At 43.0% G+C, this 18,792-nt stretch carries 22 protein-coding genes; 8 read left to right on the top strand and 14 right to left on the bottom strand.

Annotated elements, in window-relative coordinates; translation table 11 throughout:
- Nucleotides 1–26 precede the first annotated feature (26 nt).
- Nucleotides 27–1,253 (bottom strand): TCR/Tet family MFS transporter, encoded by a 1,227-nt coding sequence (locus ACQ2HE_RS03065; RefSeq protein ID WP_430894667.1) that lies wholly within the window; start codon nt 1,251–1,253, stop codon nt 27–29.
- 138 nt (nt 1,254–1,391) lie between these two features.
- On the opposite strand from ACQ2HE_RS03065, the gene ACQ2HE_RS03060 reads away from it, so the two are divergent.
- The 3 genes from ACQ2HE_RS03060 (at nt 1,392) to ACQ2HE_RS03050 (ending at nt 2,610) form a co-directional block, all read left to right on the top strand.
- Nucleotides 1,392–1,799: a c-type cytochrome gene (locus tag ACQ2HE_RS03060; protein ID WP_430894669.1), complete on the top strand. Its 408-nt coding sequence runs from the start codon at nt 1,392–1,394 to the stop codon at nt 1,797–1,799.
- A gap of 107 nt (nt 1,800–1,906) precedes the next feature.
- Nucleotides 1,907–2,158: a DNA/RNA helicase domain-containing protein gene (locus ACQ2HE_RS03055; protein ID WP_430895795.1), complete on the top strand. Its 252-nt coding sequence runs from the start codon at nt 1,907–1,909 to the stop codon at nt 2,156–2,158.
- A gap of 23 nt (nt 2,159–2,181) precedes the next feature.
- Complete coding sequence (locus tag ACQ2HE_RS03050; RefSeq protein ID WP_430894671.1) at nt 2,182–2,610, top strand: S24 family peptidase; 429 nt, start codon at nt 2,182–2,184, stop codon at nt 2,608–2,610.
- 346 nt (nt 2,611–2,956) lie between these two features.
- Here ACQ2HE_RS03050 and ACQ2HE_RS03045 read toward each other — a convergent pair whose 3' ends face one another.
- The gene (locus ACQ2HE_RS03045) at nt 2,957–4,747 is read right to left on the bottom strand and encodes an acyl-CoA dehydrogenase family protein (protein ID WP_430894673.1); all 1,791 of its coding nucleotides are present in this window, start codon (nt 4,745–4,747) and stop codon (nt 2,957–2,959) included.
- A gap of 30 nt (nt 4,748–4,777) precedes the next feature.
- On the bottom strand, nt 4,778–5,218 hold the full coding sequence (locus tag ACQ2HE_RS03040; protein WP_430894675.1) for a MarR family winged helix-turn-helix transcriptional regulator: 441 nt from the start codon (nt 5,216–5,218) through the stop codon (nt 4,778–4,780).
- 106 nt (nt 5,219–5,324) lie between these two features.
- Here ACQ2HE_RS03040 and ACQ2HE_RS03035 point away from each other — a divergent pair, with 106 nt between their 5' ends.
- From ACQ2HE_RS03035 to ACQ2HE_RS03015, 5 genes are all read left to right on the top strand, one after another.
- The gene (locus tag ACQ2HE_RS03035) at nt 5,325–6,155 is read left to right on the top strand and encodes an alpha/beta fold hydrolase (protein WP_430894677.1); all 831 of its coding nucleotides are present in this window, start codon (nt 5,325–5,327) and stop codon (nt 6,153–6,155) included.
- Between the two features lie 11 nt (nt 6,156–6,166).
- Nucleotides 6,167–7,318, top strand: a complete 1,152-nt coding sequence (locus ACQ2HE_RS03030; protein ID WP_430894679.1) for a glycosyltransferase — start codon at nt 6,167–6,169, stop codon at nt 7,316–7,318.
- Between the two features lie 5 nt (nt 7,319–7,323).
- Entirely contained in the window at nt 7,324–8,397 is a 1,074-nt protein-coding gene (locus ACQ2HE_RS03025; RefSeq protein ID WP_430894681.1) for an ABC transporter permease, read from the top strand.
- Nucleotides 8,398–9,025: 628 nt separating this feature from the next.
- Nucleotides 9,026–9,496, top strand: coding sequence for an Lrp/AsnC ligand binding domain-containing protein (locus ACQ2HE_RS03020; RefSeq protein WP_430894683.1), 471 nt, complete (start codon nt 9,026–9,028; stop codon nt 9,494–9,496).
- Nucleotides 9,497–9,778: 282 nt separating this feature from the next.
- Nucleotides 9,779–10,192, top strand: a complete 414-nt coding sequence (locus tag ACQ2HE_RS03015; RefSeq protein ID WP_430894685.1) for a hypothetical protein — start codon at nt 9,779–9,781, stop codon at nt 10,190–10,192.
- Between the two features lie 385 nt (nt 10,193–10,577).
- Here the strand turns inward: ACQ2HE_RS03015 and ACQ2HE_RS03010 are convergent, their stop codons facing one another.
- The 11 genes from ACQ2HE_RS03010 to ACQ2HE_RS02960 form a co-directional block, all read right to left on the bottom strand.
- Nucleotides 10,578–10,973 carry an MGMT family protein gene (locus tag ACQ2HE_RS03010; protein WP_430894687.1) on the bottom strand — a complete coding sequence of 132 codons (396 nt, stop codon included), beginning with the start codon at nt 10,971–10,973 and terminating at the stop codon, nt 10,578–10,580.
- Nucleotides 10,957–11,157: a DUF5522 domain-containing protein gene (locus ACQ2HE_RS03005; protein ID WP_430894689.1), complete on the bottom strand. Its 201-nt coding sequence runs from the start codon at nt 11,155–11,157 to the stop codon at nt 10,957–10,959. The genes ACQ2HE_RS03010 and ACQ2HE_RS03005 overlap by 17 nt, the downstream gene beginning before the upstream one ends.
- Complete coding sequence (trmB, locus tag ACQ2HE_RS03000; protein ID WP_430894691.1) at nt 11,138–11,842, bottom strand: tRNA (guanosine(46)-N7)-methyltransferase TrmB; 705 nt, start codon at nt 11,840–11,842, stop codon at nt 11,138–11,140. Before trmB ends, ACQ2HE_RS03005 begins: the two co-directional genes overlap by 20 nt.
- A 26-nt stretch (nt 11,843–11,868) precedes the next feature.
- Nucleotides 11,869–12,321, bottom strand: coding sequence for a hypothetical protein (locus ACQ2HE_RS02995; protein WP_430894693.1), 453 nt, complete (start codon nt 12,319–12,321; stop codon nt 11,869–11,871).
- A gap of 2 nt (nt 12,322–12,323) precedes the next feature.
- Nucleotides 12,324–12,866 (bottom strand): DUF420 domain-containing protein, encoded by a 543-nt coding sequence (locus ACQ2HE_RS02990; protein WP_430894695.1) that lies wholly within the window; start codon nt 12,864–12,866, stop codon nt 12,324–12,326.
- A gap of 5 nt (nt 12,867–12,871) precedes the next feature.
- Complete coding sequence (locus ACQ2HE_RS02985) at nt 12,872–13,681, bottom strand: SCO family protein (RefSeq protein WP_430894697.1); 810 nt, start codon at nt 13,679–13,681, stop codon at nt 12,872–12,874.
- A 455-nt stretch (nt 13,682–14,136) separates the two neighbouring features.
- Complete coding sequence (locus ACQ2HE_RS02980) at nt 14,137–14,619, bottom strand: cytochrome C oxidase subunit IV family protein (RefSeq protein WP_430894699.1); 483 nt, start codon at nt 14,617–14,619, stop codon at nt 14,137–14,139.
- Nucleotides 14,620–14,651: 32 nt separating this feature from the next.
- Nucleotides 14,652–15,323: a cytochrome c oxidase subunit 3 gene (locus ACQ2HE_RS02975; protein ID WP_430894701.1), complete on the bottom strand. Its 672-nt coding sequence runs from the start codon at nt 15,321–15,323 to the stop codon at nt 14,652–14,654.
- Between the two features lie 49 nt (nt 15,324–15,372).
- The gene (locus tag ACQ2HE_RS02970; protein WP_430894703.1) at nt 15,373–15,939 is read right to left on the bottom strand and encodes a cytochrome c oxidase subunit 3; all 567 of its coding nucleotides are present in this window, start codon (nt 15,937–15,939) and stop codon (nt 15,373–15,375) included.
- Between the two features lie 15 nt (nt 15,940–15,954).
- Nucleotides 15,955–16,857 (bottom strand): heme o synthase, encoded by a 903-nt coding sequence (gene cyoE / locus ACQ2HE_RS02965; protein ID WP_430894705.1) that lies wholly within the window; start codon nt 16,855–16,857, stop codon nt 15,955–15,957.
- Nucleotides 16,858–16,920: 63 nt separating this feature from the next.
- Nucleotides 16,921–18,744 (bottom strand): cytochrome c oxidase subunit I, encoded by a 1,824-nt coding sequence (locus tag ACQ2HE_RS02960; protein ID WP_430894707.1) that lies wholly within the window; start codon nt 18,742–18,744, stop codon nt 16,921–16,923.
- Nucleotides 18,745–18,792: the final 48 nt, after the last annotated feature.

Below are 18,792 nucleotides of genomic sequence, written 5' to 3'. Positions count from 1 at the left end.
TTTACCCTAACTTAATAACCAAAAAACTAAACAACTTGCTTCCTATCCGGATGCAATGCCCTATACGCCATATAAGCACTCACCACCATAAACACCGCTCCAACATAAAACGGAATACCCGGCATTTTAACCGCCACTTTATTACTCGTGAAATAGGAGAACAATCCGGTCATCATCAGCGGACCAATAATAGAAGTTAAACTAATCAAACTCGTAAGCGCCCCTTGGATCTCCCCCTGTTCATTCGCCGCCACTTGGTTGGAAATAATACCTTGGATCGCGGGACCCGCAATACCACCCAAGCAATACACGATCGTGAACGCATACATCATCCAACCCTGCGAAGCCAGCGCGAACAATACCATCCCCAATGCATAAAACAAGAAACCGATGTACACGCTCTTTTCTTGTCCAAACAATTGCAAACTCTTCTTCATCAATCCCGCTTGCACAATGGCCACGCAAACACCAACCACACCCAAAGAAATACCCACTTCACGTTCATGCCAATTGAATTTATAGATGCTGTAATAACTCCAATTGCTTTGTACGGCATGAGAAGCCAGGTAGATCAATCCGAAGGATACAACCAGTCCCGACAGGGCCGGATATTTCTGAATCGCTTTTAAAGAACCGATGGGATTGGCGCGTTTCCAATCGAACTCGCGGCGGTTTTCCAGCGACAAAGACTCTGGCAATACAAAAAAGCCATAGAGCCAGTTGAGTAAAGTAAGAATGGCCGCCACAACAAAGGGGAAGCGGGGACCGAAGCCACCGAGGAGTCCACCAATAACGGGACCGATGATAAAGCCCATCCCGAATGCCGCGCCGATCATACCGAAATTCTTGGCCTTGGTTTCCGGTGTACTCACATCGGCGATATAGGCGGTAGCGGTAGTAAAGCTGGCACCGGTAATACCGGCGATCACTCTACCAAGGAAGAGCCAACCGATGGAGGGGGCGAAAGCGAGAAAGAGGTAATCGAGTCCGAAGCCAAACAAGGAGATCAGCAGTACGGGTCTGCGACCGTATTTATCGCTCAGGTTACCGAGCACGGGGGCGAATAGGAACTGAACGCCGGCATAGGCGAAGAGCAGGTAGCCGCCCCAGCGGGATGCGTCGCTGATATCGCCATGGATCATTTGTTGGATCAGTTTGGGCATCACGGGGATGATGATTCCAAAGCCTATAACATCGATGAGGAGGGTGATAAAGATGAAGCCGATAGCAGCTTGTTTGTTTTTGGTGGCCATAAATGCAAAATAAACCGAAAAAAATCAAAGATCGGGTGACAGTTTATTGACAAATAATCGTCAAATTCACAGTAATGAATCTTGAGAGGCACAACCTTCCTTTGGGGATTCGCGTAACAAACACCAATCAACATGACTATGAACAAGAAATTTGCAGTAGTGCTGCTGCTCTCAGCCACTGTGGTATTGGGCATTGCAGCCAGCCAGCCACCACAAGAACAACCCAAGCGCAATTTAAAAGTATTACCCAAGGACATCAGCCACGAAGATCTCGACAAGATCATGCACGGCTTCAATGATGCATTGGGAGTAAAATGTAATTTCTGTCATGCCGGCGCTCAAGTAGACGGCCGTTTCAAAATGGATTTCGCCAGTGACGAGAAGCCCGAAAAGAACGCAGCACGCGGCATGTGGAAAATGACCGGTAAGATCAACAAGAAATTCTTCAAGTTCAATTCCGGCGCCTCCGATGCAGTTCCCCCTGTAACCTGTATGACCTGTCACAACGGCAAGCCACACCCTAGCAACGGAGCACCTGCACACTAAGAGGGATTAAAAAATAATCATAGGAGAGACCGCGAGAGCGGTCTTTTTTTGCACTATCTTCTCTGTGAATTTTTCAATAGCACCTAACTAAAAACAGACCGAGTCAAATAGACTACAACCCAACAACCAACCAAATTGAAATTGATGCAAAAAAGTACTACGACAAATATGGAAGAATTGGCGCTAGTGGTGATGAATTAAAAAAGTATATTATTAATATCTATAAAACTCTAATGTATAGAGGAATACGAGGCACGTACATATATGCTTGCAATAAATCACTTCAAGAATATCTCAAAAAACATATTGAAACGTTTAAAAACCCTTCCAATTTAGAGTTTTACGCAACGATGAGATAAAGCCATACGTCAATTGTATCCCATTGATTGATATCACAGTTGCAGCTGGTGATTTCAGTCCCTTACAACAACAATCTGAGCTAACATGGGTTGAACCACCTTTCAACGTAGCAGCTAGAGAAGGTTACTTCATATGTAAGGTAGTTGGCGAATCGATGAATAAAAGAATTCCGAATGGTTCCTACTGTTTGTTTTCAGAAGATCCAGGTGGATCTCGAAACGGGAAAATAGTTTTAGTTCAATCAACATCAATAAATGACTCAGAATTTGGATCAGGCTACACAGTCAAAGAGTACCATAGCGTAAAGAGTAGATCTGAAGATACATGGAGACACGAATCTATTGTGCTAAAGCCGTTGTCCGACTTGAATTTCTACGAAGACATTGTATTAACTGAAGATGATTTACAAAAGTTTAAAGTTGTGGGTGTCTTTGTGAAAGTAATTAATTAGCATTACGGAATCATCAATGTAGCTTTATAACACATAGGACATTTTTTGCAATGGCTTAACTGATTCAATTAACGATTATTTCTCGTATTTCATTTGTGCTGTATAAGATAGTATTTCTTTCGCCCAAGAGTTTGAGCCCCTTTCACTAACAAAAACAAAAGAACAACAGTCTTTTAATCTTTTGCTCAAAAACCACAAAATTGTGATCCACAATTACAACTTCTCTGCTCAACAACTTCTACTTCAAAGATGTTAAGTGAAAGAATCTCAAAAAAAATCCCGCCTTACAGCGGGACTCCATTAAGAGAACGGACAAATTAAGCGTAGTTCTTACTTAATCTGTTTATTATAGTTTATACGTGTTATCAGCTAAAATTTTATCGGCGATGAAACGCTTGGCGGCCTTGCTGTTGAAAGGGGCAGCTTTGGTGAAGCGTTTCAGTCCTAATAAAATCATGCGGTGCTCGTCGCCTTCAGAGAAACTGTTAACGGCATCCTTTGCGTGCTTGTGAATGCGGTCGGCGGCATCGTACAAATAAGTGCTTACAATGGCTTTTTCGTATTCAACAGCAGCTGCACCTTTTTGTTCAGTCAATTTCATCAAACGCAACAACGCAGATTCTGCATTGTAGGTTTCAATGGCCATGTCGGCAATATTCATCAAGATCTCTTGCTCGCCTTCAATCTTCTGCATGTATTTCTGAATGGCCGCACCGGCAGTCAATAAAATCGCTTTCTTGAAATTGGCGATCAACTTGCGCTCCGCTTCAAAGGGCGCTTCTTCCCCACTGCCAAAATCAGGAATGCTCATCAACTCTTTCTGTACCGCAAAAGCCGGACCCATCAAATCCAATTTACCTTTCATCGCACGCTTCAATACCATGTCCACCGTTAACAATCGGTTGATCTCATTCGTTCCTTCATAAATACGGTTGATCCGGCTGTCTCTATACGCTTTTGAAATCACGTACTCATCGCTATACCCATTACCACCGTGTATTTGCACGCCTTCGTCTACAATATGATCCAACACTTCACTTCCATATACTTTCAACATCGCACATTCAATGGCATATTCTTCCGCAGCTCCTAACAAAGCCTCGTTAAAAGGTTTGCCACTGTTCAACAATTCATGTTCCTTGTCATCGATCCATTTAGAGGCTCGGTACAAAGCCGATTCGCATACCCACAGTCGCACCGCCATTTCTCCCAACTTGTTTTTAATCGCACCAAACTGACCAATAGGTGTTTTGAACTGCTCTCTGGTATTGGCATACTGAACGGTAATGCCCATCGCACGCTTCGCACCACCCAAAGCAGCAGCACATAATTTCAAACGACCAATGTTCAAAATGTTGAAGGCAATTACATGGCCTCTTCCAATTTCTCCCAATACATTCTCTACTGGCACTTTACAATCTTGGAAGAACAATTGAACGGTAGAAGATCCCTTGATCCCCATCTTGTGCTCTTCCTGCCCTTGCGTGAACCCTTCAAATCCGCGCTCTACAATAAAGGCGGTAAACTTATCACCGTCAATTTTTGCAAACACCGTATATACATCTGCAAAACCACCATTGGTGATCCAGCATTTCTGACCATTCAAAATATAGTGCTTGCCATCGGCACTCAACACGGCAGTTGTTTTCGCACCCAAGGCATCACTGCCACTATTGGGCTCCGTGAGTCCATAAGCACCTTTCCATTCGCCCGTTGCCAACTTTGGAATGTACTTGGCTTTTTGTGCGTCGTTACCAAAGTAAAGGATCGGCAAAGTTCCTATACCGGTATGCGCCGCAACCGCCACGCTGAAACTGAAACCACCACCCAAGCCTTCGTTCACAAGGGTAGAAGTGATAAAGTCTTTTCCCAATCCACCCAATTCTTCCGGAATAGAAGCACCTAACAAACCTTGCTCACCCGCTTTGGCAACCAACGACGGCATCAACCCTTCTTCCATTTTATCAATGCGATCGAGGATCGGCAATACTTCCGCTTCCAAGAAAGAACCACACATGTCTTTTACCATCTGTTGTTCTTCGTTGAAATCTTCGGGAGAAAAAGTTTCAAAAGGAGAACTTTCTTTGATCAGCCATTCGCCGCCCTTGATGGAGGCTTGTTTGATTTCAGTGCTCATATGACGTAGTTTAATATGTTAGAATTCGAATTACTTTAAATTGTCGTACACGATCTGCAATACTTCTTTACACACTTCTATTTTATCTGGCGGTACCGATTCCAAGGCTTCCATCAAGGTTTCTTCCGCCATTCCCATCGTATCTTCCTGCAATTGCTGCGATTGCTTGGTGAGATAAATTAAGTTGATGCGTCTGTCGGCATCCGATGGCACCCGTTTTACTAATTGAAGCTTCTCCAAATTGTCGACCAATCTGGTTATGCTGGGTTTGTCGCGGAAGGTAGCATTGCACAATTCTTGCTGACTAATTCCATCCTGCTTCCACAAATGATACAACACACTCCATTGCTCAATCGTCAAATTCAATCCTGCGTTGTTAAACTTCTTCTGCAATCGTCTTGCTATCGCGGTGCTGGCCTTTCCGGTAATAAAGCTGTAGAGTTCTCCTCTTTTAAATTGGTTGTTTGGCATATAGTTGTTTATACAACTATATGAAGGTACTAATTGGTGTTCGTATCTCCAAAGTTTTTAAACAAATTATTTTCTAAAGCTGTGAAAGGGGTTGTAATTTTATAACATGCAGATTTTCAATCAATATTGTATGGAATCGGGTCCCATAAAACTGTTTGTGGAGCACACAACACCCGGTCGCCCCCTGCTTTTCTGCTTTCCGGGCTATGGAAATTCGCCCTTTATTTTTGAAGAAATGGCCGCCCAATTAACCGAATACACGGTGGTAGCCATCCACCTCCCCTGGCACGGCATCACTCAATGGCCCACATCTGTTAAGCAAACAGATAGCAAATGGGGCCAACTGTTAGTAGCCCTTCAACAACAGTTCTCGCCACAGCATCCTCACTATTCTTTATTAGGATATAGTATGGGCGGACGCTACGCTGCTTCCATTTATTGCCATCAACCCAATACCGTTGATCGTCTCTTTTTATTGGCACCCGATGGATTGCTGCGCCGATTCTGGTATCAACTCGCTACTAGCACTAGTGCAGGTCGCTTGTTCTTTAAAGCCTGTCTTGCCAGTTACCGTTTGATTTACGGCTTGCTTTCTTTATCAGTGAAACTAGGCATCAGCACCAAAGGATTTTTAAAGATGACGAGCCAATACCTTTTAGATGCACAAGAACGAAAAGCTTTGTACGATCGATGGGTGAACAGTCGCTACCTCAACAGTCATCCCACCACCCTTACCCAACAATTGAACGAACACAAAACCCCGGCAACCCTCATCTTAGGCGAATACGATTCGGTGATTGTGCCCAAAGCTGCCAAGGCTTTGAAAGGAGTACTTCATTTGAAAATCAAATGGATCAAAGGTTCGCATGCCCTGTACAAGTCATCGTATTTACCCACCCTAATCTCGTATCTTAGAGGCCAAGACGAATCAGCATAAACAAGCGCTTCATGGCCACTACTTTTCTCATACTATTCCTCTTTCTACTCTTTATTGGCTATGCCATTCTAATTGATTTTTATAGAAGAAAATGGAAAGCCATTCCGATGTTTTTGGCAGAAGACAAAGACCCTGTTACTAAAGTAGCAGTCATCATACCTTTTAGAAATGAAGCCGTGCATTTACCGGCCCTCTTGCATTGCTTGCAAACACAAGAATATCCAAAGCACTTGTGTGAATACATTTTCATCGACGATCATTCCACCGACCCATCGGTGTCCATCATTCATTCCTTCAATCTTTCTTTTCCTTATCAGGTGCTTTCATTGAATGAATTGGAACCTCATTTGGAAGCCGGTGCCCATAAAAAGAGAGCCATTAATGCCGGCATCAAAGCAAGTCAAGCCGATTTGATTATCACCACCGATGCAGATTGTACGATGAGCTCTCGTTGGATCTATCGATTGGTAGCTCATTATGAAAACATGGATACTGCCTTCATTGCGGCGCCTGTGAAAATTATTTCGAAGAAGAAGAGTTTTGTGGCCTTGTTTCAGACCATGGACTTTCTGACACTTCAAGGCATCACCGGAGCTGCTGTGTATTCCGGATTTCATTCTTTGTGCAACGGTGCTAATCTGGCCTATTCCAAAAAACTATTTGAAGAAATAAAGGGCTTTGAAGGAATAGAGGGTACCCCTTCAGGTGATGATGTATTGTTGATGCAAAAGATCAGAAGCATTCGTCCCGATACCATTTCCTATTGCAAACATCCGGAAGCCATTGTTTCTACGGCAGCAGTCAACAGTTGGTCCGATTTTTTCAGTCAACGAATCCGCTGGGCCAGCAAGGCCAAATTTTATACGGAGAAGAACTTACAAACGGTGATGGGCGGAGTGTATGTACTGAACTGTTGTTTGTTGCTCTTGGTATTCAAAGCTTTGTTCTCAGAAACAGCGGCGTCGATGTTGTTGATCTTCTTCCTAGCCAAAATACTCATTGAATTTCCCTTCTTGAATGCGGTAATGAAGTTCTTCCATCAGCAGCGCTTGGCTGTTTGGTTTGTGCTGATGCAACCCTTTCATATTTTGTACACCATTATAGCCGGAGGTTTTGGATTGATTGGGAACTACACTTGGAAAGAACGCAAACACAGTAATTAAGAAGCATGTCTACCACCGCCAATATTTCCCTATTCAAGAAGCTGCTTCGTAATAAAGGAGCGGTCTTTGCATTGGTGGTCATTTCATTGAGCCTAATAATTGCTATTACAGCCTATTGGTGGGCACCCGATGCAAGTCCGAACGCCAATAGAATCATCGTAGAAATTGGAGGAAAGAAGCCGGGCTTTTCTCTCGACTTTCTCTTAGTACCCATCCCCAATAAAACCATTGAGAAGAGTGCATTCTTCGGAACCACCGATGCTTATCAATACGTTCCTATTCACAGCTATCAACTATTGCGCGACAGTATTGTAGTCAACAAATACGTAGACGATGATACGGGCATAGTACAGAAATATGCGCTGCAGCAAAAAGGCGGCACACTCAGCAAAGCATCGATTGTGCGTAAAACGTTTTATCTAGGTACCGATAAGTTTGGAAGAGATATTTTGAGCAGATTACTCATAGGAACGCGGGTAAGCTTATCCGTTGGATTGATGACGGTATTGGTGTCGTTGAGTTTGGGTTTATTCCTCGGTGCCATTGCCGGCTATTTTGGGGGAAGAACCGATGCCATTGTGATGTGGTTCATCAATGTGATCTGGAGCATTCCCACTTTGTTATTGGTATTTGCGTTAACGCTCTTATTAGGAAAAGGCTTTTGGCAAGTGCTCTTAGCCATTGGATTGACCTTATGGGTAAACATCGCACGATTGGTAAGAACGCAGATGCAATCGGCCCGCGAGTTAGAATACGTGAATGCGGCGAAGGTATTGGGATATTCGTCTATGCGTACTATTTGGAAGCACATCATCCCCAATATCATGGGACCGGTGTGGGTGGTAGTAGCCGCGAACTTCGCAACAGCTATTGTAATTGAAGCGGGTTTGAGCTTTTTAGGAATTGGTGTACAGCCTCCACAACCCAGTTGGGGATTGATGATCAAGGAAAATTATAATTATATTATCACGAATAACCCTTTTCTCGCTTTAATACCCGGCTTCGCGATTATGTTGTTGGTGTTATCGTTTAATTTGTTGGGGAATGGGTTGAGGGATTCATTAGATAAGAAAGGATAGGGTACATGTGATGATTGGGGAGTTTCTTCACCGCAGCGGCGCAGCGTCCGCAGCGGTTTCGCAGCGCTGGCTTTTCCTCGTTCCTCGCTTCCTCTCATCCTCGCTCCTGATCTCTCGGCTGTTTCATTCTTAATTCTTAATTAACTCCGCGTTTCTCTGCGCCTCTTTAAATAGCAACTCAAAATAAAACACTCACCTATCTCTGCGTTCTTTCTATAAACAAAAATCCCCATTCCGAGAACGGAACGGGGTGTCAATCTCTTCAGTTCTTGCTTGCTTGTTAGAGATTATGAGAAAAATCCGCTGTAGAGGGAGGACTCGAACCTCCACGGGGCAGTTAGCTGCAACACAAAGAAGATAGTGGTCAACCCTGGTCGGCCTTACCAATGGTAACGTCGGCTCTATGCTGCGTTTATCCTGTGACCCCCACCCTCGAGACGAGAGGGCATGTCTGCCAAAATTCCATCACTCCACAGTATGTGTGTCGTTGTTGTTAAAGAACGATTACAGTGCAATATTAAAGTAATTGGGGTATATTTTGATAATATTTCAACAAAAATTTTGAAAATATAGATATTGTATAAATATTTGCATATAAATGTAAATTTATTCAAAAATCAACGGTCAAATGCCAGTAAAATTGAATTTAGATAAACTCGATTTGCAAATTATTCAAGAAATGATGCTCACTGCTGAAATTTCTTATGCAGATTTAGGTAAAAAGTTGTTCGTTTCAGGGGGTACTATCCACGTTCGAATAAAAAAACTTCAAGAAGCAGGTATCGTAATGGGTACCAAATTGAATGTAGACTTAAAGCAACTAGGCTATGATGTTATAGCCTTCATTGGTATCTACTTAGAAAAGAGTTCGCTCTACGATCAAGTTGCCAAAGAATTACAGAAGATCCCACAAATCGTTCGTCTCAACTACACTACCGGTAACTATAGCATGTTCGCTGAAATTGTATGCAAAGACATCAACCAGCTTCGCTTCGTTCTCCACGATGAACTACAAAAGATCAAAGGGATTGAAAGAACAGAAACCTTTATCTCTTTGGATGAGAGTTTTAATAGGAATGTGCAGGTGTACAATGGGTAGTTGTTAATTAATAATTGATAATTAATAATTAAACGGCCGAGAGATCAGGATCGAGGATGAGAGGAAGCGAGGAACGAGGAAAAGCCAGCGCTGCGAAATCGCTGCGTTCGCTGCGCCGCTGCGGTGAATGAAACTATGTCTCAAAGCCTAAAGCCTAATGCCTAAAACCTCATACCCAGCAGATTCTTCAACGAACCTTGTGAGGTTGACCTTTTTTCACTATTTTACGTATATAAAGTATCGGAGGGGACTGAGAACCAATCCTTCGTAAAAAATCATAACATGAAAAAATTGCTTTTTACCTGCCTAGCGCTTGCAACACTTGCAGTATCAATGCCATTTTGTGGAAAGAAAGGCGGTACATCCGATAGCTGTAGCACAGAAAAAACATTAACCGTTACTACTAGTCCGGCCAATGGCGCCAACGAAGCAGCGGCTCCCGGACCAACATTCCCATTGACCGTTACAATCGGCAGCACCTTGCCAACCAGCGGTGTTACCATCCAAGTAAAAGCCCGTCCCGACGGTGTTTCAACAACCTTTTTTACCGAAGAAAGAAGCAGTACTTCTGCTAGCAATAGCTTTACCATTACCGGCACCCCAGCATCTACAACTTGCGTAGTGGAGATTACCGTTACTTCTAAAACTTGTGCTACGAATAAGTGGACAGGATCGTATCGTTATTCGAGAAAATAGTTGAGGAATTAAGAATTAAGAGTTAATAATTAATAATGAAACAGCCGAGAGATCAGGAGCGAGGATGAGAGGAAGCGAGGAACGAGGAAAAGCCAGCGCTGCGAAATCGCTGCGTTCGCTGCGCCGCTGCGGTGAAAAAAGAAAGCAATTAATAGTGATCCAGCGCCGACAATCAAGCTGATTGAATATCGGAGGCTAATCTGTGTCAATCAGTAATAATTTGCGCTATCTGTGGTCAAGAAAAAGAGAGCTAACACAAAGAAATTGCCAGCGCTGCGAAATCGCTGCGTTCGCTGCGCCGCTGCGGTGGAGAAACTATGTCTCTCAAAACCTAAAGCCTAACTCCCAACACCTCAGGGTCTCCCCATTATTAATTATTAATTCTTTAACTATTAATTATCTCCGCTGGATCCCAAAACAACCTCTCAAAATCCACCACCGTATCATTCTTCACCGTCACCCCTTCCTTCTCTAACAATTCCTGCATCTCCGTAGGCGTCTTAAAATGCGCTTTTCCGCTGAGCATGCCGTTTCGGTTGACCACGCGGTGCGCAGGAACCTTGGGCTTCGCAATGTGCGCTGCATTCATAGCCCAGCCTACCATACGGGCCGACATCCTAGTACCCAATACCGCAGCAATGGCCCCATAACTGGTTACCCTGCCCTTTGGAATCATTCGCGCTACATCGTGTACTTGTTCGAAAAAAGAGGATTTCTCTTCCTTTTGAGAAGGCAATATCGATTTTAATTGGCTTAGGCCTTTTTTAGCGCCCTTCTTCATGAGTTGCTTTGTTTTGTAGTAGTTCCGACCGGCGAGGCTCCGGTACATTCTCATATTGGTAAGGACAATGCCTGCAACCATACCCACAACAATACCCTTTGTCCAAATGGTATTTCTCCGTCAATACTACATACCCTTCCGGACTAAAATAGAAATCAACTCCTTCAACTAGATTCTCTTTCAACGATGATTTGTTTTAAGGTTTCGTCTTTATCTGGTAATGGTACCGTGGGCAATTTAAACTTAAGATAATGAACTCTGTTACTTTGTGCAATGTCTAGCTGTTCGTAGTGCGTTTTAATTGATAATTCGGGGTTGGTGGCTCCCTGATGATAGAGATTATCGTATTCTTCTACCAATTCCAGCTCGTATAAATCAATCACAGCTTTCGTAAACTGATACAATACCGGTGAATCGGTTTTCAAATGAATAAAGCCATTGGGCGCTAGAATCTGCTGATACAAACGCAAGAACTTCGGATGCGTTAATCGCTTCTTCATTCTCGATAAACGCAATTGCGGGTCGGGAAAGGTGATCCAGATCTCAGATACTTCACCTGGTTCAAAATATTCCGCAATGCGATCGATTTGAGTTCTCATGAAACCCACATTGGGCAAGGGTTCTCTAAGCGCTGTTTTCGCTCCTACCCATATTCTGTTTCCCTTCTGATCTACTCCTAGGAAATTCCGATCGGCATGCATTCTACCTAATCCAACAGCATACTCTCCTTTTCCACAGGCCAATTCCAACGTCAAGGGTTGTTGCTTCTCAAAAAAACCGCCCCATTTACCCTTCATGTTCTCGGGATATTGCAACACATTGGTGAAGGTTTCCAATTCAGCGAAGCGTATCAACTTTTTCTGACCCATGATAACAGTTTACACAACAGTTCCAATTACTGTTGATTCTTAAGATTGAGTAATAAAGAAAGGACTTGCGCTTTCGGCATGAATAAGAACAATACAAACAAATGTACCAGCGCTAAAATGAAAAATGCAATATTTCCCGTGATGATATAACACACCATTGCAAACAATCCGGGCCCCTCAATCATTGCATACCACACAATACTAGCCGCACGGTATTGCATTATTTTTTGACCATCGCTTGCATCACTGTTTCGAATTTTTAAAACCGTTTTATTGAATAACTTAAATCCAATAAATAGAAAGGCGCCCGATAAGGCCACGGCAATTACTTGAAACAAACGGTCTTGTTGTTCGGAAAGAATGGGCAACATGATTTTTCCATTCACTAAAAAAAGTCCTCCGGCTAAAACCAAGGAGAACACCAACATCAATCCTTTGTGTAGCAGCGCAATGGGCTTTATAGCTTGTTGTATATCCATGATTAAACGTAATAAGGACTGATCATAAAATATACCACCACACCCGTTACGGCTACATAAAACCAGATAGGCCATGTGATCTTCGCTAATTTTTTATGCGCAGGATATTCTGCAATCATAGCACGATATGCCGTGTATAAAATAAACGGAAGAATAATCGCCGCTAAAAAGATATGTGTGATCAAGATGAAGAAGTATACATAACGAATAGCACCCTCACCACCAAACTTGGTATCTCCTGCAAACAAATGGTGACAGATATAAGAAACGAGGAAGAGGATCGACAATACCATTGCAGTCATCATCAAGTTTTTGTGCAATTGATATTTGCCCGATTTTACTGCAAACAAAGCAGCCAACAACAATACAGCTACTAAGGAGTTGATCACGGCATTGATGCTTGCAAACATATGCACATCAAAACCAAGGTCAACCTGCAGTGTAATTCTACTCAAGGCAACAACGGCCACAAAAACAATTACAGAGAAAATTCCAATCAACCAGGCTGCTTTCTTATCGTTCTTGGTTAAACTAGCTTTCAACATACGCGTTATTTTATAATGTTTTTTGATCTGGAGCTAAAGAATAAAAGTGCTCCTACTAATACAAGTACGATTACAAAAATGGGCCATAATTGTTTCAGTTGCTGGAAGATGGCCGAGGGCTTCTTTTTGTCTTTTTCTAGGCTAAGAAATACAATGTCTTGCGACAGTTTCAGAATCTGAGCCGTATCCATTCCATTGTAGTAGCCTCTAATTACATGGTCTTTATCGAGTAATACAAATTTTGGGGAATGTTCGAAAAGGGTATCTACGCCGTTACCATCGATGGCACCCAGTCTCATTTCATGTACGCCAAAATCGTAGATGCTATCGATATTGCCGGTAAGCATCCACCAGCGTTCATGGTCAACACCGTGTTTGTCGGCATAAGCTTTTAATGCTGCTACCGTATCTCTCTTCGGATCAATGGAGATGGAAATCAGTTGTACTATAGAACTGTCTACGATCTTTCGAGGATCAGTGGAATGCATCATGTCCTGCAGACGACGCATGTTCTTGGTCATGTAAGGACAGATACTAGGACAGTGGGTGAAGAAGAAATCCATTACAATCACTTTGTCCTTTATGCTGTCTAAGGAGACCTTTGCGCCGAGTTGGTTAGTGAGGTTGATATTGCCTACTTGATGCCAAATGGTATCACTGATTTTTTTCCCGTCTTTCACTTCTTCATTGATAGCATCGGGGTAGAATCGGGGAGGCATTTTTACAGCACCATCGCTATACCCCTTCACAAACAAGTAGCTCACCACCGGAAGCAGAACAGCTATCAACAAGGCCAATAATGCTTTCTTACTCATACCAAAAATTGAAGTGCAAAGGTAGCGCAGACGGGGCGTTTGTGAGCGAAAACGAATAAAAAAAGAGGGATGAACCACGGGGGTGGTTTGTATTCACCGCAGAGTGCGCCAAGTCCGCCAAGGAGTCGCAAAGTATTTTTTTCACCGCAACGGCGCAGCGATCACAGCGGTTTCGCAGCGTCCCTATTTTCTCTCGGCATCTCCTCGCTCCTCGTTTCCTCGCTCTTCGTCTCCTGTACCCCCCTGTTCCTCCCCCTCTTCTTTCTCTCAATTTCCTCGCTTCCCGCAACGGCTTCGCCTGCGGGACTAAAATTTATTCCGCTGCGCTTCATAAATTTCAGCCTCCTTCCTCGCTCCTCGTTTCCTCGCCTCCTCGTCTCCTCTCATCCTCCATCAAAAAAAAAGAGGAAGCCTCTCAGCTCCCTCTCTCTAACTATTTCAACAAAGCATTACAATTAATGTACTTTTTCTCCGTGCTCAGCTGCTTTTTCGCCATGTCCTGATTTTTCAGAATTGTGCTCTTCAACAGGAGCTGCTTCTTTGCTGTGCTCGAGGTGTTGTCTGTCGTAAGTGTTACGAAGGTTCTTGTAAGAAGTACCATCCCAAAGGAAGGCCAAAATGAACCAAATGAACAACATCAAAGGCACTACAATGGTCATGATCATGTTTCTGATTTCATCACCTAAGTGCATGAAAATTGAAACGATGTAGAATGCTTTCGCTAAAGAAAGAATTACGATTACACCTTTAATGAAGTGAACCAATGTTACGCTGTGGTTTGGATCTTTATTGATGAAGAAAATCCAGTAACCGAGCGCCAATTCAATGAGGGTGATCACACTCAACAATACAGTGGTGCGTATGATCTTTTTCACCGTTTCTTTCGAATCGTGGTGTACGGTATACGTTACTTCAGGTGAAACTTCTTGATGTGACATATTATAATCAGATTATTAAGTTCTTAAATGAATTAGAGCAGATAGAAGCACAGGAATACGAATACCCATACCAGATCCACAAAGTGCCAATACAAACCTGCTTTCTCAATCATCAAATAATGACCTTTCTTATCGAAAGTACCATTCAAGGTCATGATCAACATAATGATATTGATCACAACACCAGAGAACACGTGGAAACCGTGGAAACCGGTGATGGTAAAGAAGAAGTTAGCGAAGTTTGAAGTAGAGATGGTTCCATCGGCGTTAGGGAAAGGATTGCTACCCCACCAAGCACCTTCATGGTACAAGTGCGTCCACTCCCAAGCCTGACAGCCCAAGAAAGCAGCACCACCAATGATGGTCCAGATCAACCATTTTACTACCCCTTTTCTATTCATGTTGTGACCTTCATGAACAGCCAACACCATGGTAACAGAGCTTACGATCAGAATAAAGGTCATTAAACTCACGAATACCAGTGGTAACCCATTTCCTAAGAGTGGAGCAGATTGGAACACATGGTTAGGGTCGGGCCATCCGTTGCTACTGATTCTCACGGTTCCGTAAGAAATCAAGAAAGCGCCGAACGTGAAGGCATCACTCATCAAGAAATACCACATCATTAATTTACCATACTCGATGTTGAAGGGGCTCTTACCACCACTCCACCATTTTGTATTTGCAGCTACAGGTTGTGACATGTTACTGTTTTAAAGGTTCTAATTAAACAAAAAATCTAAAATACTTTTATTACAATCGCATCAAAAAGAATACGAATAAATACACCCAAAGTAGATCCACAAAATGCCAGTAGGTAGCAACTACTTCCAATGGCACCGGATTGTAAGATCTGATCTTGATACTAAACGCTTTCATAAACATCACGATCAATGCAATTACACCTCCAATTACGTGAACGGCGTGTAATCCAAAAATGATGTATAAGAACTGTCCCGCTCCGGATCCTTCCATTTTGATTCCCGAGTCGTACAACCCGATGAAACCAAACCACTGCATTCCTACGAACAAAGAACCCAAAAGCGCTGTTACAGTTATCAGCGTTCTGTATTTTCCTCTTTCTCTTTCTTTAAAAGCCTTTAAACTCATTTGCATCGTTACGCTACTAATCAACATAATGGCTGTTGAATAATAGAAGATCGGAGGCAAAATGATGGGTGTCCAACCCGGCAAACTTCCTTTAACGATGTAGGCACTGGTTAAACCGGCAAACATCATAATGATACTCGCGATGCCTACCCAAAGGGTAAACTTATGCGGATGTATCTTTTTTCGTTGCGTACTCACACTCTCTGTCATCACTTATTAATTTACTTACCAAATTTTATCAGCCAATAACGCTAGTAACACGATTGGTAAATAGAAATAACTGCTAAACATTACTCTTCTTGCTGCCGATCTTTCCATTTCACGATACAAACGAACACATTGCCAAACCATGAAAAGATTCGCGATAAACAAGATTCCCATACTCACCAGCCCGCTAATTCCAACCAAGTAAGGTAGAAAACCTACCGGTATCATTACCAGCGAATAGATTATCGATTGAATTGCTGAATATTTTGTGGGTCCTTCTGTTGAGGGCATCAGCTTAAAACCTGCATTGCTGTAGTCTTTATGCGCTACCCAAGCAATTGCCCAAAAATGTGGGAACTGCCAGAAGAACTGGATCGCAAACAATACCCATCCACCAACTCCTAAATCATCGTTTCCGGCAGCCCAACCAATTAAGCAAGGCAATGCTCCGGGAACGGCACCCACTAACACCGATATCGCACTCACTTTCTTCAAAGGAGTGTACATATAGGCATAAATGAACCAACTTACCAATGATACAATAGCAGATAGCAGGTTAAAATACTTCCACAAAATGAACAAACCCAACACCAGCATTACTACTGCTGCGATGCTTGCTTCTGTGGTCGACATTCTTCCCGCTGCTACCGGACGATTGGAAGTACGATGCATTTGGGCGTCGGTATCTTTTTCTGCAATCTGATTTACCGTATTGGCGCTACCTGTTATCAAATAACCACCAATGAACAGCAATGTCATCATCCACCAATCGTACTCCGCAATTTTTGGAGCCAATAAGTAGCTGATCACTGCAGAAAAAGCCACCATGAAAGTGAGACTGAACTTGGTGAGCAGTCTGTAATCTTTCAGCTTTTCCGAAAATTTAAAAGAACTGTTTCCCTTCACTGTTTCCTTCTCCATACAAAACTGTTTTTATTGAATCCGTTTGCAGGTTCATCGAAAACGGGAACCTCTAGCTTCCTACTAGTGATGGTGACTTTCGTCAGGACTAATAGGTTCAGTTTGAGGAATAAACTCTCTTCCGTCTTTAGCATAGTCGTACGCCCAACGGTGTACTTCAGGAATTTCACCAGGCCAGTTACCGTGACCAGGACGGATTGGAGCAGTCCACTCTAATGTAGTAGCACCCCAAGGGTTCTGATTGGTTACTTTTCTACCTTTCCAAATGCTATAGAAGAAGTTGAATACAAACAAGATTTGTACAGCGAATACAATCATTGCAACAGTAGAAATGAACTTGTTCAATTCAGCAAATTGCTTGAATGATTCCCAGTTTGAATAATCTAAATAACGACGAGGCATACCCGCTAAACCTTCGTAGTGCATAGGCCAGAAGATCAAATAAGCACCGGCCAATGTTACCCAGAAGTGGATATACGCCAAGGTATTATTTAAATAGCGACCATACATTTTAGGATACCAGTGGTACACACCGGCAAACATTCCGAAGAACGCACTCACACCCATTACGATGTGGAAGTGGGCAATTACGAAATAAGTATCGTGTAAGTGAATATCCAAAGTAGAGTTACCTAAGAAGATACCTGTTAAACCACCGGAGATGAACAAGCTTACGAAGCCAAGCGCGAACATCATACCGGGAGTGAAGCGGATGCTTCCTTTCCAAATCGTAGTCAACCAGTTGAATACTTTGATAGCAGAAGGTACCGCAATCAAGAGCGTCAACAATACGAATACAGAACCGAGGAATGGATTCAATCCGGTTACGAACATGTGGTGTGCCCACACCAAGAAGGCGAGGATACAGATCGCAAACATTGAACCCACCATCGCCATGTATCCGAAGATTGGCTTACGAGAGTTAACAGAAAGAATTTCAGAAGCCATACCCATTGCAGGCAACAAGATGATGTATACCTCAGGGTGACCTAAGAACCAGAACAAGTGTTGATAAAGAATGGCACTACCACCTTCATTGTGCAAAGCACCAACACCGTTAATATAAAGATCGCTCAGGTAGAAGCTGGTTCCACCGTGACGGTCGAAAAGCAATAAGATGAAACCTGACAACAATACAGGGAATGACAATACTCCCAATACTGCTGTAAAGAACAAGGCCCAGATGGTAAGAGGCAAACGAGTCATGCTCATACCCTTTGTACGCATGTTCAATACGGTTGAGATATAGTTCAAACCACCGAGCAATGAAGACACTACGAACAATGCCATGGCAGTGATCCAGAGGTCCATACCTACTTTAGATCCCGGCGAGGCCGCTCCAATAGCACTTAATGGCGGATAAGCCGTCCAACCACCACTGAAAGGACCGGTTTGAACGAACAATGAAGAAATCATTACGATACTAGCCAAGAAGAAGAACCAATACGAAAGCATGTTCATGAATGGCGAAGCCATGTCACGAGCACCAATTTGTAAAGGAATCAAGAAGTTTGCGAAAGTACCACTCAAACCACCGGTCAACACGAAGAATACCAGAACGGTACCGTGCATGGTAACCAATGCATAGTAGTTTTCGGCGCTGATCTTACCACCTTTAGCCCAACGACCAAGGATGTCTTCCAACCAAGGGAAGGTTTGATCAGGATAACCTAATTGGAGACGGAATAATACAGACATTAAACCACCTAATAATGCCCACACCATACCAGAAATCAAGAACTGTTTCGCAATGGTTTTGTGATCCATGCTGAACACGTACTTTGAAATGAAGGTTTCTTTGTGATGGTGTACATGATGCTCATCATGGTGTACATCGTGTGACGTACCTACTTCTGAATGACCATGCAATACTGCTTCGTTGCTCATGTTAAAATAGTTTTGAAAATCTTAAATGATTCTATCGCTTCTTGGTAG

The sequence above is a fragment of the Endoryza foliicola genome, assembly GCF_050589245.1.
GTDB lineage: Bacteria > Bacteroidota > Bacteroidia > Chitinophagales > Chitinophagaceae > Endoryza > Endoryza foliicola.
Note: the sequence above shows the minus strand (reverse complement) of the source record. Positions and strands in the feature narration are given on the sequence as shown.

What these genes read in the sequence shown, in the direction of transcription:
- ACQ2HE_RS03035 (WP_430894677.1), top strand. Translation starts at nt 5,325, where the DNA reads ATGCAGATTTTCAATCAATATTGTATGGAATCGGGTCCCATAAAACTG.
- ACQ2HE_RS03010 (WP_430894687.1), bottom strand. Translation starts at nt 10,973, where the DNA reads ATGAAGAAGGGCGCTAAAAAAGGCCTAAGCCAATTAAAATCGATATTG.
- ACQ2HE_RS02960 (WP_430894707.1), bottom strand. Translation starts at nt 18,744, where the DNA reads ATGAGCAACGAAGCAGTATTGCATGGTCATTCAGAAGTAGGTACGTCA.
- ACQ2HE_RS02975 (WP_430894701.1), bottom strand. Translation starts at nt 15,323, where the DNA reads ATGTCACAACCTGTAGCTGCAAATACAAAATGGTGGAGTGGTGGTAAG.
- ACQ2HE_RS02995 (WP_430894693.1), bottom strand. Translation starts at nt 12,321, where the DNA reads ATGGATATACAACAAGCTATAAAGCCCATTGCGCTGCTACACAAAGGA.
- ACQ2HE_RS02970 (WP_430894703.1), bottom strand. Translation starts at nt 15,939, where the DNA reads ATGACAGAGAGTGTGAGTACGCAACGAAAAAAGATACATCCGCATAAG.
- ACQ2HE_RS03060 (WP_430894669.1), top strand. Translation starts at nt 1,392, where the DNA reads ATGAACAAGAAATTTGCAGTAGTGCTGCTGCTCTCAGCCACTGTGGTA.
- ACQ2HE_RS02990 (WP_430894695.1), bottom strand. Translation starts at nt 12,866, where the DNA reads ATGTTGAAAGCTAGTTTAACCAAGAACGATAAGAAAGCAGCCTGGTTG.
- ACQ2HE_RS02985 (WP_430894697.1), bottom strand. Translation starts at nt 13,681, where the DNA reads ATGAGTAAGAAAGCATTATTGGCCTTGTTGATAGCTGTTCTGCTTCCG.
- ACQ2HE_RS03020 (WP_430894683.1), top strand. Translation starts at nt 9,026, where the DNA reads ATGCCAGTAAAATTGAATTTAGATAAACTCGATTTGCAAATTATTCAA.
- ACQ2HE_RS03030 (WP_430894679.1), top strand. Translation starts at nt 6,167, where the DNA reads ATGGCCACTACTTTTCTCATACTATTCCTCTTTCTACTCTTTATTGGC.
- ACQ2HE_RS03045 (WP_430894673.1), bottom strand. Translation starts at nt 4,747, where the DNA reads ATGAGCACTGAAATCAAACAAGCCTCCATCAAGGGCGGCGAATGGCTG.
- ACQ2HE_RS03040 (WP_430894675.1), bottom strand. Translation starts at nt 5,218, where the DNA reads ATGCCAAACAACCAATTTAAAAGAGGAGAACTCTACAGCTTTATTACC.
- ACQ2HE_RS03015 (WP_430894685.1), top strand. Translation starts at nt 9,779, where the DNA reads ATGAAAAAATTGCTTTTTACCTGCCTAGCGCTTGCAACACTTGCAGTA.
- ACQ2HE_RS03025 (WP_430894681.1), top strand. Translation starts at nt 7,324, where the DNA reads ATGTCTACCACCGCCAATATTTCCCTATTCAAGAAGCTGCTTCGTAAT.
- cyoE (WP_430894705.1), bottom strand. Translation starts at nt 16,857, where the DNA reads ATGGAGAAGGAAACAGTGAAGGGAAACAGTTCTTTTAAATTTTCGGAA.
- ACQ2HE_RS03065 (WP_430894667.1), bottom strand. Translation starts at nt 1,253, where the DNA reads ATGGCCACCAAAAACAAACAAGCTGCTATCGGCTTCATCTTTATCACC.
- ACQ2HE_RS02980 (WP_430894699.1), bottom strand. Translation starts at nt 14,619, where the DNA reads ATGTCACATCAAGAAGTTTCACCTGAAGTAACGTATACCGTACACCAC.
- trmB (WP_430894691.1), bottom strand. Translation starts at nt 11,842, where the DNA reads ATGGGTCAGAAAAAGTTGATACGCTTCGCTGAATTGGAAACCTTCACC.